General features: G+C 69.5%; 15 protein-coding genes. 6 read left to right on the top strand and 9 right to left on the bottom strand.

Annotated features, from left to right (window positions below; genetic code table 11):
• Window positions 1-240: 240 nt before the first annotated feature.
• A complete protein-coding gene (locus ACLQ2Q_RS06345; RefSeq protein WP_425819130.1) occupies window positions 241-1,014 on the bottom strand; it encodes a hypothetical protein in 774 nt (257 codons plus the stop codon).
• 226 nt (window positions 1,015-1,240) lie between these two features.
• Here ACLQ2Q_RS06345 and ACLQ2Q_RS06340 point away from each other — a divergent pair, with 226 nt between their 5' ends.
• Window positions 1,241-3,349 carry a DUF262 domain-containing protein gene (locus ACLQ2Q_RS06340; protein WP_425819128.1) on the top strand — a complete coding sequence of 703 codons (2,109 nt, stop codon included), beginning with the start codon at window positions 1,241-1,243 and terminating at the stop codon, window positions 3,347-3,349.
• A 70-nt stretch (window positions 3,350-3,419) separates the two neighbouring features.
• Window positions 3,420-3,890, top strand: coding sequence for a GNAT family N-acetyltransferase (locus ACLQ2Q_RS06335; protein WP_425819126.1), 471 nt, complete (start codon window positions 3,420-3,422; stop codon window positions 3,888-3,890).
• 7 nt (window positions 3,891-3,897) lie between these two features.
• Here ACLQ2Q_RS06335 and ACLQ2Q_RS06330 read toward each other — a convergent pair whose 3' ends face one another.
• Window positions 3,898-4,272, bottom strand: a complete 375-nt coding sequence (locus ACLQ2Q_RS06330) for a nuclear transport factor 2 family protein (protein WP_425819124.1) — start codon at window positions 4,270-4,272, stop codon at window positions 3,898-3,900.
• Between the two features lie 107 nt (window positions 4,273-4,379).
• Here ACLQ2Q_RS06330 and ACLQ2Q_RS06325 point away from each other — a divergent pair, with 107 nt between their 5' ends.
• Window positions 4,380-5,183, top strand: a complete 804-nt coding sequence (locus ACLQ2Q_RS06325) for an SDR family oxidoreductase (RefSeq protein ID WP_425819122.1) — start codon at window positions 4,380-4,382, stop codon at window positions 5,181-5,183.
• On the opposite strand, the gene ACLQ2Q_RS06320 is transcribed toward ACLQ2Q_RS06325, so the two are convergent.
• From ACLQ2Q_RS06320 to ACLQ2Q_RS06300, 5 genes are all read right to left on the bottom strand, one after another.
• Window positions 5,180-5,407, bottom strand: coding sequence for a helix-turn-helix domain-containing protein (locus ACLQ2Q_RS06320; RefSeq protein WP_425819120.1), 228 nt, complete (start codon window positions 5,405-5,407; stop codon window positions 5,180-5,182). The genes ACLQ2Q_RS06325 and ACLQ2Q_RS06320 overlap by 4 nt on opposite strands.
• Window positions 5,407-5,892 (bottom strand): DUF2975 domain-containing protein, encoded by a 486-nt coding sequence (locus ACLQ2Q_RS06315; RefSeq protein ID WP_425819118.1) that lies wholly within the window; start codon window positions 5,890-5,892, stop codon window positions 5,407-5,409. Before ACLQ2Q_RS06315 ends, ACLQ2Q_RS06320 begins: the two co-directional genes overlap by 1 nt.
• A gap of 83 nt (window positions 5,893-5,975) precedes the next feature.
• On the bottom strand, window positions 5,976-6,773 hold the full coding sequence (locus ACLQ2Q_RS06310) for an IclR family transcriptional regulator (protein WP_425819116.1): 798 nt from the start codon (window positions 6,771-6,773) through the stop codon (window positions 5,976-5,978).
• Window positions 6,770-7,807 carry a zinc-dependent alcohol dehydrogenase gene (locus ACLQ2Q_RS06305; RefSeq protein WP_425819114.1) on the bottom strand — a complete coding sequence of 346 codons (1,038 nt, stop codon included), beginning with the start codon at window positions 7,805-7,807 and terminating at the stop codon, window positions 6,770-6,772. The genes ACLQ2Q_RS06310 and ACLQ2Q_RS06305 overlap by 4 nt, the downstream gene beginning before the upstream one ends.
• Window positions 7,807-8,679: a fumarylacetoacetate hydrolase family protein gene (locus tag ACLQ2Q_RS06300; RefSeq protein WP_425819112.1), complete on the bottom strand. Its 873-nt coding sequence runs from the start codon at window positions 8,677-8,679 to the stop codon at window positions 7,807-7,809. Before ACLQ2Q_RS06300 ends, ACLQ2Q_RS06305 begins: the two co-directional genes overlap by 1 nt.
• Window positions 8,680-8,764: 85 nt before the next feature.
• On the opposite strand from ACLQ2Q_RS06300, the gene ACLQ2Q_RS06295 reads away from it, so the two are divergent.
• The 3 genes from ACLQ2Q_RS06295 to ACLQ2Q_RS06285 are packed head-to-tail and all read left to right on the top strand — an operon-like array spanning window position 8,765 to window position 11,985.
• Entirely contained in the window at window positions 8,765-10,528 is a 1,764-nt protein-coding gene (locus ACLQ2Q_RS06295; RefSeq protein ID WP_425819110.1) for an IlvD/Edd family dehydratase, read from the top strand.
• Entirely contained in the window at window positions 10,525-11,199 is a 675-nt protein-coding gene (locus tag ACLQ2Q_RS06290) for an SDR family NAD(P)-dependent oxidoreductase (protein ID WP_425819108.1), read from the top strand. The genes ACLQ2Q_RS06295 and ACLQ2Q_RS06290 overlap by 4 nt, the downstream gene beginning before the upstream one ends.
• 36 nt (window positions 11,200-11,235) lie before the next feature.
• Window positions 11,236-11,985: an SDR family NAD(P)-dependent oxidoreductase gene (locus tag ACLQ2Q_RS06285; RefSeq protein WP_425819106.1), complete on the top strand. Its 750-nt coding sequence runs from the start codon at window positions 11,236-11,238 to the stop codon at window positions 11,983-11,985.
• Between the two features lie 53 nt (window positions 11,986-12,038).
• Here the strand turns inward: ACLQ2Q_RS06285 and ACLQ2Q_RS06280 are convergent, their stop codons facing one another.
• Together ACLQ2Q_RS06280 and manD are read right to left on the bottom strand one after the other, a co-directional pair.
• Window positions 12,039-12,563: a gluconokinase gene (locus ACLQ2Q_RS06280; protein WP_425819104.1), complete on the bottom strand. Its 525-nt coding sequence runs from the start codon at window positions 12,561-12,563 to the stop codon at window positions 12,039-12,041.
• A complete protein-coding gene (gene manD / locus ACLQ2Q_RS06275) occupies window positions 12,560-13,798 on the bottom strand; it encodes a D-mannonate dehydratase ManD (protein WP_425819102.1) in 1,239 nt (412 codons plus the stop codon). Before manD ends, ACLQ2Q_RS06280 begins: the two co-directional genes overlap by 4 nt.
• Window positions 13,799-13,804: the final 6 nt, after the last annotated feature.

Raw genomic sequence — 13,804 nt, 5'->3', positions numbered from 1 at the left:
CCCACACCTCGCCGAAACCGGGACACACGCGACTCACGAGCACAACGGCGGACATCGTCGACGACACGCCGAGGACGGATGCCGCGGCGCGGCGTGTCGCGGAGAATCCCCGCCGTTGTGCACGCAGAACCCCGGGAATCCTCCCCGCCGCTGTGCCTCCCGACGTCGGTCCCCACCGCCCGGCGGGGAAACCAGAAGGCCCCGGTCGATCGACCGGGGCCTTCTGCAGGGAGCTGAGGCTCAGGCCTCGCTCATCGCGAGCTTCTCCGACTGTCCTTTTGCGGCGTAGTACGCGGCGCGTGCGGCGTCGCGGCGGGCCTGCTCGGCCTGTCCGGCATCCAGCACCTCCTGCGACACCTCGAACTGCTCGGTGCGCGGGTTGCCGTGGTACTTCTCGATGTAGGCGTCGAGCTCGGGCCCGGACGTCCACGACGTGATGAGGCAGTACCGGGGCTCCGTGCCGTAGTGCGCGGCCGCGTGCCACAGGCGCTGCGTGTCGATGATGAGCTGCGCGCCGGCCGGCAGGGCGATGCGGTACTCGATGCTCGGGTCGGTGCGGTTCTCACGCAGGACGAAGAAGCTGTCCTTGTCGTCCGTGAGGTTGAAGAATCCGCGGACCACCCAGCCGGTGCCGTCGGGGTTCAGGCGGTTGTTGTCGTCCTGGTGCAGGTTGTAGAGGCAGTCCGCGTAGGTGTTCGGCTGCAGCTCGATGACCCGGCAGCGACCCACGTCGGAGCCGGGCTCCTGGGCGCGGCGCGTGAGGTTCGGGGCCTTCTCGACCTGCGAGTCGATCCAGACGCCGCCCTTGTCGGTGCGGGGCGGCTTGTGGTTCCAAAAGCCGTTGCACTCGATCTCGCCGGCGAAGCTGGCCAGCGGAGCGAAGCGGGTGTCGCCCGAGGACTTCCAGTCGTTGTACTCGATATCGAGCCATTCCTTGGGGTCGAGCTCCTGGTTGTAGCGGTCGAGGACGACGAAGCCGGTCTCCTCGAGCGCTGCAGACTTGATGTAACCCATGATGCGAATCATGCCTTTCGTAGGGGGGCCAGCACGTTTTAACAGGCCCAACTTAGGTAAGCCTACCTCGGGCCTGCTGCGCGCCCAGGGAACGGCGTCGCTGCGCGGGCCGCAGCGGGCCGCACGGTAAAATCGGAGCCTCCGGCGGTCTTCGGCCGAGTGCGGCGTCGTCTGTGGGATGCTCGCGCGTCACGACACACAGCGTTCCGAGGGGCGAAGCGAGACTATGGCGAGTGCCACGAACATCGACGCGACCGCGGTCAACACGATCGCCTGGCTGTCGGCTGCGGAGACCACGATCGTCGTGCCCGTCTACCAGCGCCAGTACCGCTGGGACATCGGCGGATGCGAGCAGCTGCTCGCCGACATCCGTGCGGTCGCCGACTCGGATGACCGGCACATGCACTTCATCGGATCGGTGCTGTCCACCACGAGCAGCGCCGGGGCCGCTCCGGAGCTCGTGCTCATCGACGGCCAGCAGCGCATCACGACGCTCATGCTGCTGATCGCGGCGCTGCACCACACCGTGAAGGATCACGACGCCGAGCTGGCAGCGCACCTCGGGAGGGTGCTCGTGCACACCGACGGCAACGGCGACGGCAACGACCCGAACGGCGCCGACACGAACGGCACCGGCGCCGGCAGCGACACGAACGGCAACGACCCGAACGGCACCGACACGAACAACCCCGGAACCCGCACCAAGCTCCGGCCGCACCGCGCGTGGGCACAGGTCTTCGAGAGCGTCGTGCTCGACCGCCGGGACGCGGGCGACGAGCTGCGCGACTCGCGCTTCGACGACAATTACGCCTTCTTCCGCAGCCAGGTGCTCGCCGATGAGGCCCCCCGCATCTGGCGCGGGCTGCAGAAGCTGGAGCACGTCGCCATCACGCTCGGCGCGGGGGCGAACGCCCAGCAGATCTTCGAGAGCCTGAACTCGACCGGGGAGCCCCTGCGCGATCACGAGCTGATCCACAACTACGTGCTGATGGGACTCTCGCACGCCGAGCAGAGCGAGATCGAGGACTCGTACTGGTTGCCCATCGAGCAGAACACCGGCGAGCAGATCGGCGGCTTCTGGCGTCACTACCTCGTGATGTCGACCGGACGCGAGGTGGCCGTCGCGGGCGAGCACGGCGTTTATGGAGCGTTCCGCCAGCAGTTCCCGCGGCTGGACTTCGAGACGCTGCGCGCGCACGCCGCCGAGTGGCGCGAGTATTCCGCGGTCTACCGCACGCTGCTCGAGCCGTCGACGGCGGATGACGCGGAGATCGGGCGTCAGCTGGCCTATGTCAACACCTTCGGCCGCGGGATGTATCCGCTCGTGATGCGGGCCTACCGCGACCACGCTCGCGGCGCCGAAGACAGGGCCACCCTGATCGGCACCCTCGAGCACGTGCAGGCGCTGCTGCTGCGGCGCACGGTGGTGGGCCTCAGCAACGACCGGCTGGTGGCCCGAATGTGCCGGGCACGCGAAGAGGGTCCCGAGAGCCTGGCGCGCGCCATCGCGCGCATCACGCCGTCGGACGAGCGCGTGCGCGTGGCCCTCAAGTACGGCGATCTTCCCCACGCCGCCTACGTGCTGGGTCGCCTCGCCGATGTCGAGGCACTCGGCGCGCTCGAGCTCGAGTACGTCTTCCCGCTCGCACCGGCCGACGACTGGAGCCCGGACGGCGAGCGCCGGTGGACGGACTTCACCGACGACGAGCAGAACGCCTTCCGGGCCCTCGCGCAGACCCTTGGCAACGTCGCCCTGCTCGAGCAGCCGCTGGCGGAACGTGCCTTCGACGCCTCGCACCCCGAGAAGCGCGCGGTCTACGTGCGCAGCGCGGTGGGCCCCACCAAGGAGCTCGCCGAGATTCCGGCGTGGAGCACCTCGGCGATCGCCGAGCGCACCGTACGGCTGACTCAGGCCTTCCTGAAGATCTGGGCCCGCCCGGCCGCGGTCGGGATCGACGACGACGGACTGACCCCCGTCCTCGACGCGCAGCGCCGCCGAGGATGGCCGCGCGGCTGGGATCGCGAGTTCGAGTACGTCGAGTACCGCGGCGAGCACTGGGAGGTGCACGACGTCAAGGCGCTCTTCAACCGCATCTTCAAGCGCCTCTGGGCCGACGCCCACGAGACGGTCGTCGCCTACAGCGGGCGCCGCGGGGGTCCGATCTATGAAGCCCAGGCCTGGAACGGCCAATGGGATGCCATCGATGACGCCCACTTCATCTACATGGGCTGGGATTCGAAGTACATGCTCACCGCGGTGCAGGGACTGCTCGATGAGGCAGGGCTCGCGCCCGAGGTCTTCGTCAAGTACTCCTACATCGCCGCCGCGATGTAGGACAGCGGATGCCCCTCCAGCGCGCGCCCAGACCACGAGCGGCCGCCGTCGCCGCCTGTACCGTGGAGCGGTGACCGTGAACTACCGGCTGGCCCCGCTCGCCGACATCGATGCCGTCACGCTCTACCGCATCCTGTGGCTGCGCGTGCGGGTGTTCGTCGTCGAGCAGCGAGCGGCCTACGAAGAGCTGGACGGCCGGGACATCGAGCCCGGTGCCCTCCTGATGTGGGCCGAGTCCGACGGCGACGTGATCGGCACGCTGCGCATCCTGACCGACGCGAGCGCCTCGCGCATCGGCCGCGTCGCCACGTCGGAGAGCGCGCGCGGTCGCGGGGTCGGGGTCGAGCTGATGCATCGCGCCGTGGCCCACTGCATCCAAGCGCACCCGGAGCTGCCGATCGACCTCGACGCCCAGCTTCACCTGTCGGCGTGGTACGCCCGCTTCGGCTTCGCAGCCAGCGGTGACGAGTACGTCGAAGACGACATCCCGCACGTTCCCATGCGACGGATGCCGGCGAGCACGGCCGACGGGACCGCCTGAGCGGTGCCTACTCCTGGTCTTTCCAGACCGGTCCCGGCTCGATCGCCCACTCGACGAAGGAATGCGCGCGCCCGTCGTCGGCCAGGCCGATGACCCAGAGGTTGGCGTACACGTCACCGTCGGCGTAGTCGGTGCGGCCCTGCACGATGCCGACCCCGTCGGCGTAGACGAGCGGAACGCCCTCGAAGGTCCACGAGCCGGGCTCGTCGCGGTGGGCGAGCCAGCCCTCCACGATCGCCTCGCGGCCGATCCAGGGCTCGGGATCGAAGGGCCCGCCGGCGTAGGTGGCGTCCTCGGTGAAGAGCGCACGGATGTCGTCGGGGTCGTTCGAGCCCCAGGCGACGAGGTAGCGGTCGAGCCAGTTCTGCACGGATTCGTTCATGATCCACGTCTACCTCCGGCCACCGACACCGGTCAACGGCCTTGCCATCGGCATCCCGCGGTGTCAACCGCCTCCCGGCATCCGGGTAGCCGCACCACGCTTTCTCCGTGACGACACAACACCGCAGGCGCGCGATCGTGACGGGGGCCGATTCGGGCATCGGGCGGGCGACCGCCGTGGCTCTGGCCGCCGACGGCTGCGACGTGGGCTTCACGTGGTACGCCGACGAGAAGGGCGCCCACGAAACCGCCGCCGAGGTGCGCTCGCACGGAGGCGAAGCGGTGCTCGCCCGGCTCGACGCGAGCGACCCCGAGTCGTGCGGGGCGGTGATCGACGACCTGATCGCGCGACTCGGCGGCCTGGATGTCTTCGTCAACAATGCGGGCACCGTCGAGAGCCAACGCTTCGTCGATCTCGAACGGGAGCAGTGGCGACGCACCATCGCGATCGACCTCGACGGGGCGTTCGTGTGCCTGCAGAAGGCCGCCCGGCACCTCGTGCAGGGCCGTAACGGCGGCCGGCTCATCGCCGTCACGAGCATCAACGAGTACCAGCCGCGCGTCGGCTTCGCGGCCTACGACGCAGCCAAGCACGGCCTCGGCGGCCTGATGAAGACCCTGGCGCTCGAGCTGGGCCACCACGGCATCACGGCGAACACCGTCGCGCCGGGCGAGATCGCGACGCCGATGACGGGAGCCGAGGACGTGGACACGACGAAGATCGACCGCCCTGGGATCCCGCTCGGCAGACCCGGCGACGCCCGGGAGGTGGCCGCTGTGATCGCCTTCCTCGCGTCACCGTCGGCGTCGTACGTCACAGGAGCGTCGTACCTGGTGGACGGCGGCATCCTGCTGATGGGCCCGCACGGCGGCTCGCACCTCACGCAGAGCGAGTGGCGCCGCGCGCGCTAGCTGTGCGATTCGCCCGCTCCATCGGGCTCCCAGCGCAGCAGGTCGCCCGGCTGGCACTCCAGCACCGCGCACAGCGCCTCGAGGGTCGTGAACCGCACGGCCTTCGCGCGCCCGTTCTTCAGCACCGCGATGTTCGCCGGGCTGAGTCCGACCCGTTCCGCGAGTGTCCCGACGGCCATCTTGCGCCGCGCCAGCATCACGTCGATGTCGACGACGATGGGCATCAGATCACCCCGTCGAGCTCGGTGCGCAGCTGCCGCGCCTCGGTCTCCCGCGCGACCGCCTGTGCGAGCAGCATCCGCATCACGAGCACGAGAAGCGCGATGCCGGCGGTCACGAGCGACGCGCCGCAGATCAAGCCGACGATGCCGGGCGCCGCGTCACCGGGGGCGAGCAGCACCGCGATCAAGAAGATGACAACGGATGCCGTTGCCACGGCGCCGATGATCACGTCGACGTAGCGGAAGGCGGCGGATGAGAACACCGAGCCGCGCCGCACCATCGTCAGCAGTTGCCAGATGCAGACCGCGCTGACCTGCAGGGTCACGATGAACAGCACCAGCAGGACGACGAACGCGACGCGCATCCACTGCTCCGCACCTTCGAGATCGGCCCAGATGACCGGCATCATCACGACCTGCACGAGCAGCGAGCCCGCCAGTGCCAGCGCGATGACGACGCGCAGCGCGAGGATCGTCAGTTTTCCCATCGAGACTCCTAGGTAGTGTTTCGATAGAAAGATATCGATATTCGCTAGGTTCTACAAGTCCGTAGATCACTTCGGGTGTCCACTCAGCGCACGGCGCCGGCGCCGAGATGGCTTTCGATCGTCTCGCGGATGACCGGCACCGCGGCCACCAGCCGATCGAGCGGGCAGCGGAAAGAGACCGCGCTCACACTGATGGCACCGGAGGGCAGAGCCGAGCCCTGCAGGAATACAGGGAGCGCGACACAGTTCACCCCTACCTCGTTCTCCTGATCATCGACGGCGAAGCCCCGAGCGCGGGTGAGCTCGAGCTCCCTGTGCAGCTCGTCCGCCGTGACGAGGGTCGTAGCGGTCTTCCGCTCGAGGGGCAGCTCTCCGAACCACTCCGCCACCTCGGCGACGGAGCGCAGCCTGCCGCTCAGCAGCGCCTTGCCGACGGCTGTGGAGTACGCGGGATTGCGGCCACCGACCACCGAGGTGAGGCGCACGGCCCCCCGTGGCGGGTCCATCTTGGCCCGGTACACGATGTCTCCTCCGGCGAGCACGGCGTAGTGCGCCGTCTCGCTGAATCGGTCGGCGAGATCCAGAAGCAGGGGCTGGATGCGGGCGTGCTCGGGACGGCCGTCGAGGTTGCGGAACGCCAGGCGCAGATACTCGTCGCCGAGCACATAGACACCCCGCCCCACGAGGTCGGCCAGTCCCGCACGGCGGAGCGTCGCAAGGGCGCGGTGCACGGTCGGCTTGGTGCTGCGCAGGATGCCGGCGAGCTCATCGAGCGTGACGCCGGTGGGGTGCTCGGCGAGCTCGGTCAGCACCGCGATCACGCGGTCCGCCCCGACCAGTCTCTCCTCGCCGGGCTCGCTGAGGTTCTCGTTCCTGTTCATGGGGAGTGCGGACGGAGCCGGGGGTCGACATGCACCTTGGGTCCGGCCTTCGCGCCCGCGCCGCGGTGCCCCTCCAAGCGCGACGGCACGTCTTCGAGCGCGATCACCTCGCTCACGATCCCGTCCGGGACGACGGATCCGTCGGCGAAGCTCTCGATCGCCCCCGCCAGTCCCGGCGAGGCCGAGAGGATGCCGATCGCGGAGACGTCCTTGAGCACCAGTTCCCGCGTGTCGAGCACGCTGGGCGTCTCCGACAGCCCGATGAAGACCGCGCGACCCGCGGGCTTGGTCAGCCGGACGGCGAGCGCCGGGCTGGTGGGGAGGCTCGTGGCATCGATGACGGCGTCGAACCTGCTGTCGGGCGAAGAATCGAGCTCATCGAGGCGCGAGGTGTGCGGCACGCCGAGAGACGCGGCCAGGGCGAGAGAGTCCTCCCGGACCCCTGCGACGTGCACGTCGGCACCGGCGGCGAGGGCGAACTGCGCCGCCAGCAGGCCGATCGTGCCCGAGCCCAGCACCAGCACGGAGTCGCCCCGCCGGAGCGCGGCGGCCTGCACCGCCCGCAGCGAGTTGCCACCGGGCTCGACCAGTGCGGCGGCCGCAACGCTCACATGCTCCGGAACCGCGTGCGCGAACCGTGTCGGCACCAGCACCTTTTCGGCGAGCGCACCGGGCCAACCGTCGCGGATGCCGACCTCGAAGCGGTCGGGGCAGACGTGGTGGACGCCGGCGCTGCAGTACTCGCAGTGGCCGCAGCCCAGCATCGTGTCGCCGGTGACCCGTTGACCGAGCCAGCTCTCGTCGGCGGCCGATCCGGTGCCGATCACCCTGCCGGTCCACTCGTGTCCCAGGCGGATGGGGAAATGCGTGAAGCCCTGCGGGATGTATGCCATCTCGCCCGTGTACAGCTCGACGTCGGTGCCGCAGATGCCGACGCGCTCGACCCGTACGAGCAGCTCGCCCTCGCCGGCCACCGGATCGGCGACCTGCTGCACCTCGGCCGCGTGGGGCCCGGTGACGACGAGCGCGCGCATCAGTCCGAGGCGGTCGGGTCGGCGACGACCCGCTGGGTCTGCGTTCCGAGCCGTGTGATGCCGAGCGTCATGGTCTCGCCACCCTTCAGGAAGACCTGCGGCGACTGCCCCATGCCCACACCGGGCGGCGTGCCGGTGTTGATCAGGTCGCCTGGTTCGAGGGTCAGGAACTGGCTGAGGTAGTGCACGATGAACGTCGGGCTGAAGATCATCGTCGCGGTCGAGCCGGTCTGGCGGCGCACTCCGTCGATGTCGAGCCACATATCGAGAGCGAGAACGTCGCCCACCTCGTCGGGCGTCACGAGATACGGCCCCGCCGGGTTGAACGTCGGCGCCGACTTGCCCTTCGACCACTGGCCGTTGCGCTCGATCTGCCACTCCCGCTCGCTGACGTCGTTCACCAGCACGTAGCCCGCGATGGCGGCGGCTGCCTCCGCCTCGTCCGCCAGGTAGGAGGCCCGCGACCCGATCACGATGCCGAGCTCCACCTCCCAGTCCGTCTTGCGCGACCGACGAGGGATCAGCACGTCATCGTCCGGGCCGATCAGAGTGTTCGGCGCCTTCGTGAAGAGGATGGGCTCCGACGGAACCTCCTGACCCGTCTCGGCGGCGTGGTCGCTGTAGTTCAGTCCGATGCAGAGGATCTGATGGGGGCGGGCGATCGGCGCACCGAGGCGGCGCCCCGCAAGCGGCTCCGTGCGGCCGCTCGCCGCGCGATCGGCGACGGCCGACGGGAGCGTGGCCAGCGCCCCCGAGGCGAAGAACGCCTCGTCGAAGTCCCGCACCACGTCGGACAGGTCGACGACCGTGTCGTCGTCGAGGAGCACCCCGGGGATCTCGGAGCCGGCATCTCCCACTCGGACAAGTCTCATGGGCGGGTCTCTCCTCTTTCGTCGGCGTGTGCCATAATTCGAAATGCTATCGCGCCATTCGAGCAGATGGAAACCGAGGATCCGCGTGAACTCTCACCCCAGTGCCGATCTGCCCAGCGCCGATCTCCCCAGTGCCCATCTACGGAGTGCCGGCTGGTATGCAGGCGACGACCGCAACGCGTACATCCACCGCGCCTGGATGCGGCGCGGACTGCCGGAGGACGCTCTCGACGCATCCAAGCCGCAGATCGCCATCGCGAACACGGCGTCCGACTACACGCCGTGCAACATGCACCTGAACGAGGTGGCGGATGCGGTGAAACAGGGCGTCTGGGCCGCCGGCGGAGTCCCCTACAACCTGCCCGTCGTCTCGCTCGGGGAGACGCAGGTGAAGCCCACTGCCATGCTCTGGCGGAACATGGCGGCGATGGCGATGGAGGAGATGTTCCGCGCCAACCCGATCGACGGCCTGGTGCTGCTCGGCGGCTGCGACAAGACCATTCCCGCGCTGCTCATGGCCGCGGCATCCGTCGATCTTCCCGCCATCGTCGTTCCGGGCGGTCCGATGCTGACGGGACACTTCCGCGGCCAGGCGCTCGGCTGCGGCACCGACGTCTGGCGCCTCAGCGAGGAGGCGCGCGCGGGCACGATCTCAGAGGAGCAGTTCCTGCGCTCCGAGCAGTCGATGATCCGCAGCAAGGGCCACTGCAACACCATGGGCACCGCGTCGACGATGGCGGTCGTCGCCGAGGCGCTCGGCATGACGATCCCGGGATTCGCGGGAACTCCGGCGCCGGACTCACGGCTGCTCTCGCTCGCGCACGACACCGGTCGCCTGATCGTGGAGATGGTGGCCCAGGACCGCAAGCCGAGCGACATCCTGACCAGGGACGCGTTCCTCAACGCCATCGTCGCCGTCGCGGCCGTGGGCGGCTCGACCAACTCCGTTGTGCACCTGCTCGCGATCGCGGGACGCGTGGGTGTCGACCTCACGCTCGAGGACTTCGATGCCGCGGGAGCGGGGGTACCGGTGCTGGCCAACCTGCAGCCCAGCGGCCGATTCCTGATGGACGACCTGTACCGCGCCGGCGGCGTGCTCGCGCTGCTCGAGCAGGTGAAGGACCTGCTCAGCCCTTCGCCGATCACCGTGACCGGCAAGCCCCTGGTGGACTACCTCGACGGTCATCCGGTGTTCGACGACACGGTGATCTTCCCCCGGTCGGCCCCGCTGATGGACGACGCGGGGATCGCCGTGCTGCGCGGCAACCTCGCGCCTCAGGGTGCCATCGTCAAGCCGGCGGCCGCCACCTCGCACCTGCTTCAGCACGTCGGGCCGGCGGTCGTGTTCGAGAGCGTCGAAGACATGCGCGCGAGGATCGATGATCCCGACCTCGACGTGACGGCCGACTCGGTGCTGGTGCTGCGCGGCTGCGGTCCTCGTGGCTACCCGGGCATGCCGGAGGTCGGCAACATGCCGTTGCCCCGCAAGCTGCTCGAGCAGGGGGTGCGCGACATGGTGCGCATCAGCGACGCCCGCATGAGCGGAACCGCGTACGGCACCGTCATCCTGCACGTGGCGCCCGAGGCCGCCGCGGGTGGACCGCTGGCGCTCGTGCGGACGGGAGACCTCATCCGCGTGGATGTCGAAGGCCGCTCACTGCACATGGAGGTCTCCGATGAGGAGCTGCGGGCGCGCCGTCAGACGCCCGCCGCAGAGGCGGCTTATGCGGCGCCGGTGCGCGGGTGGGCGAAGCTCTACGTCGATCACGTGATGCAGGCCGACACCGGAGCGGATCTCGACTTCCTCGTCGGCTCCAGCGGAGCCCCGGTCAGCCGGGAGTCGCATTGAGGCGCGCGCTCATCACCGGCGGACAGAGCGGCCTCGGGGCCGCCTGTGCGGCTCGGCTGCGCGCCGACGGCGTCGAGGTCGTGACGTTCGACCTCTCGCCCGAGGCCGACGTGCCGCTCGACATCACCGATCCCGCTTCCGTCGCGGTGGCGGTCGCGAAGATCGGGCCGGTCGACATCCTCATCAACAGCGCGGGCATCGTGGGTCCGAACAAGCCGCTCTGGGAGGTGTCGCTCGAGGAGTGGCGTCGCACGTTCGACGTCAACGTGCACGGGCTCTTCACCGTGACCCGGGCCGTCGTGCCGGGGATGATCGAGGCCGGCTGGGGACGCATCGTCAGCATGGCGAGCATGGCCGGCAAGGACGGCAACCCGAACCTGTCGGCGTACTCGGCGAGCAAGGCGGCGGTGATCGGCCTCACCAAGTCCCTCGGCAAGGAGCTGGCGAAGACGGGCGTCCTGACGAACGCGATCGCTCCGGCCGTCATTCAGACCCCCATGAATTCGACCACCTCCCCTGAGGTGCTCGCGCACATCACGTCGCTCATCCCGATGGGCCGGGTCGGCACGGCCGAAGAGGTCGCCGCGCTCGTCAGCTGGCTCTCGTCGGACGAGTGCAGCTTCTCCACGGGTGCCGTGTACGACATCAGCGGCGGACGCGCCACGTATTGAGCAGAGCGGGCCGACCGGCCCCGGAGAGCAGGCGGAATGACCGAGTTCACGGACCTTGTGGCGATCGTCACGGGCGGCGCGTCGGGCATCGGGGCGGCGATCGTGCGCCGGCTGCGCGCGGATGGCGCGACGGTGGCGGTGCTCGACCGGGACGTGTCGAACACCGCCGACGCCGACCTCGCCGTCGCCGCGGACGTCTCCGACGACGATTCGGTGCGTGCCGCCGTTGCCGCCGTGCTGGAACGGTTCGGCCGCATCGACATCATCGTCAACAACGCCGGGATCGGCGCCCAGGGCGATGTCGGGGCCAACGACGACGACGAGTGGCATCGCGTCTGGGACATCAACGTGGTCGGCATGGTGCGCGTCACCCGGGCCGCGCTCCCCGCGTTGCGCCTGTCCCCCGCGGCATCCATCGTCAACACCTCGTCGGTCGCCGCCACCGCCGGCCTCCCGCAGCGGGTGCTGTACTCCGCCACGAAGGGCGCGGTGCTCGCGATGACGCGCGCGATGGCGGCCGACCACCTGCGGGAGGGCATCCGGGTGAACGCCGTCAATCCGGGCACCGCCGACACGCCGTGGATCGGCCGGCTGCTCGATTCCGCATCCGATCCGGATGCCGAGCGCCGGGCCCTCGAGGCCCGGCAGCCGCACGGCCGCCTGGTGAGCGCCGACGAGGTCGCCGGCGCCGTCGCGTACCTGGCCAGTCCGCGCTCCGGTTCGACGACGGGCACGTCGATAGCCGTCGACGGCGGGATGCAGGAGCTTCGCCTCCGGCCGGAGTAGGCCGGGGCAGCGCTGTGAGCCGGGCAGCGCCGCGAGCTGAACGGCGCCGCCGTTCAGCTCCGCGCAGGGTGCGGGCCGAGCGCCTGGAGCGTCTCGGCGACGATGGAATCGACATCCTGATCGATCCCGATCACCACGCCGGCCTCGTCGTTCTCCAGGCGCTCGAGCGTCGCGAGCTGCGATGCCAGCATCCCCGCGGCCATGAAGTGACCGGGCCTCGCCCGCAGTCGAGCATCCAGCAGTTCCGGGCCGCCGTCGAGATGCACGAACACGACGTCGGGCGCGGCGGCGAGCAGCCGGTCGCGGTACGCCCGTCTGAGCGCCGAGCAGGCGACGACCATTCCCGGTTCGCCGGCCCGCGCGAGGACCGCGCCGACGGCATCCAGCCACGGTCGGCGGTCGTCGTCATCGAGAGGGATGCCCGATGCCATCTTCGCCACGTTCGACGGGCTGTGCAGCGTGTCGCCGTCGAGGAACCGGAGCCCCATGGCCGCCGCGAGGGCCGCGCCGACGGTGCTCTTTCCGCATCCGGCGACCCCCATCACGACGATGCGGCGGATCTCCGGCACGCCGCTCACCAGTCGTGCACGGTGCCGTCGAGCAGGCGGTTGTAGGGCAGGTATGCCTGCTCGTACGGGTACTTGCCTGCTTCGTCGACGTTGAGCTCGACGCCGAGACCGGGGTTGTCGCCGGGGTGGAGGTAGCCGTCGGTCCAGGTGAAGGACTGCTCGAAGACCTGGTCGGTCTTGGCGCCGTGCTTCATGTACTCCTGGATGCCGAAATTGTGGATCGACAGCCCGAGGTGCATCGCGGCCGCCATTCCCACCGGCGAGATGTCGGTCGGCCCGTGCATGCCGGACTTGATCTGGTACATCGCCGCATAGTCGAGCGTCTTCTTCAGCGACGTGATGCCGCCCATATGGGTGACGGCGCCGCGGACGTAGTCGATGAGCTGGTCGCGGATGATGTCCTTGAAGTCCCAGATCGTGTTGAAGATCTCGCCGATCGCGAGCGGCGTGGTGGTGTGCTGGCGCACCAGCCGGAGCGCCTCCTGGTTCTCGGCCGGTGTGCAGTCCTCGAGCCAGAACAGATCGTACGGCTCCAGGTCCTTGCCGAGCCGCGCAGCCTGTATGGGCGTCATCCGGTGATGGCCATCGTGCAGCAGCGGGATGTCGAGACCGAACTCGTTCCGGACGGCCTCGAACACCCCCGGCAGGTGGTTGAGGTAAGCGCGGGTGTCCCAGTCCTCCTCCACCGGCTTGGCGCCGCGGCGCGCAGGCTCGTGGTCGTACCGGACGGTCGCATCTCCCACATCGGCGCCCTGCGCCGCGATGCCGTAGATCGCCTTGAGGGTCGGGACACCGGTCTGCACCCGGATCGCCTTATAGCCCTGCTCCTGATGCGCCCGGATCGAGTCGAACAATTCGGGCAGCTCCTTGCCGGACGCGTGCCCGTACGCCATGAGGCCGTTGCGCGATGCGCCGCCCAGCAGCTGGTACACCGGCATCCGGGCCGCCTTGCCCTTGATGTCCCAGAGGGCCATGTCCACCGAGGCGATCGCGGCCATCGTGACCGGGCCGCGCCGCCAGTACGCCGAGCGGTACAGGAACTGCCAGGTGTCCTCGATGCGCGACGCATCCGCGCCGATCAGCAGCGGCACCACGTGCTCGGTCAGGTAGGTCACCACGGCGAGCTCCCGGCCGTTCAGCGTCGCGTCGCCGAGCCCGGTGAGACCCTCGTCGGTCGTGAGCTTGAGGGTCACGAAATTGCGGTCGGGGCTCGTGACGATCACTTCTGCCTTGTCGATGATCATGGGTGG

Source organism: Microbacterium sp. DT81.1, assembly GCF_049844955.1.
Classification (GTDB): Bacteria; Actinomycetota; Actinomycetes; order Actinomycetales; family Microbacteriaceae; genus Microbacterium.
The sequence above is the reverse complement of the archived record's forward strand: the minus strand, read 5'-3'. Positions and strand labels throughout refer to the sequence as shown.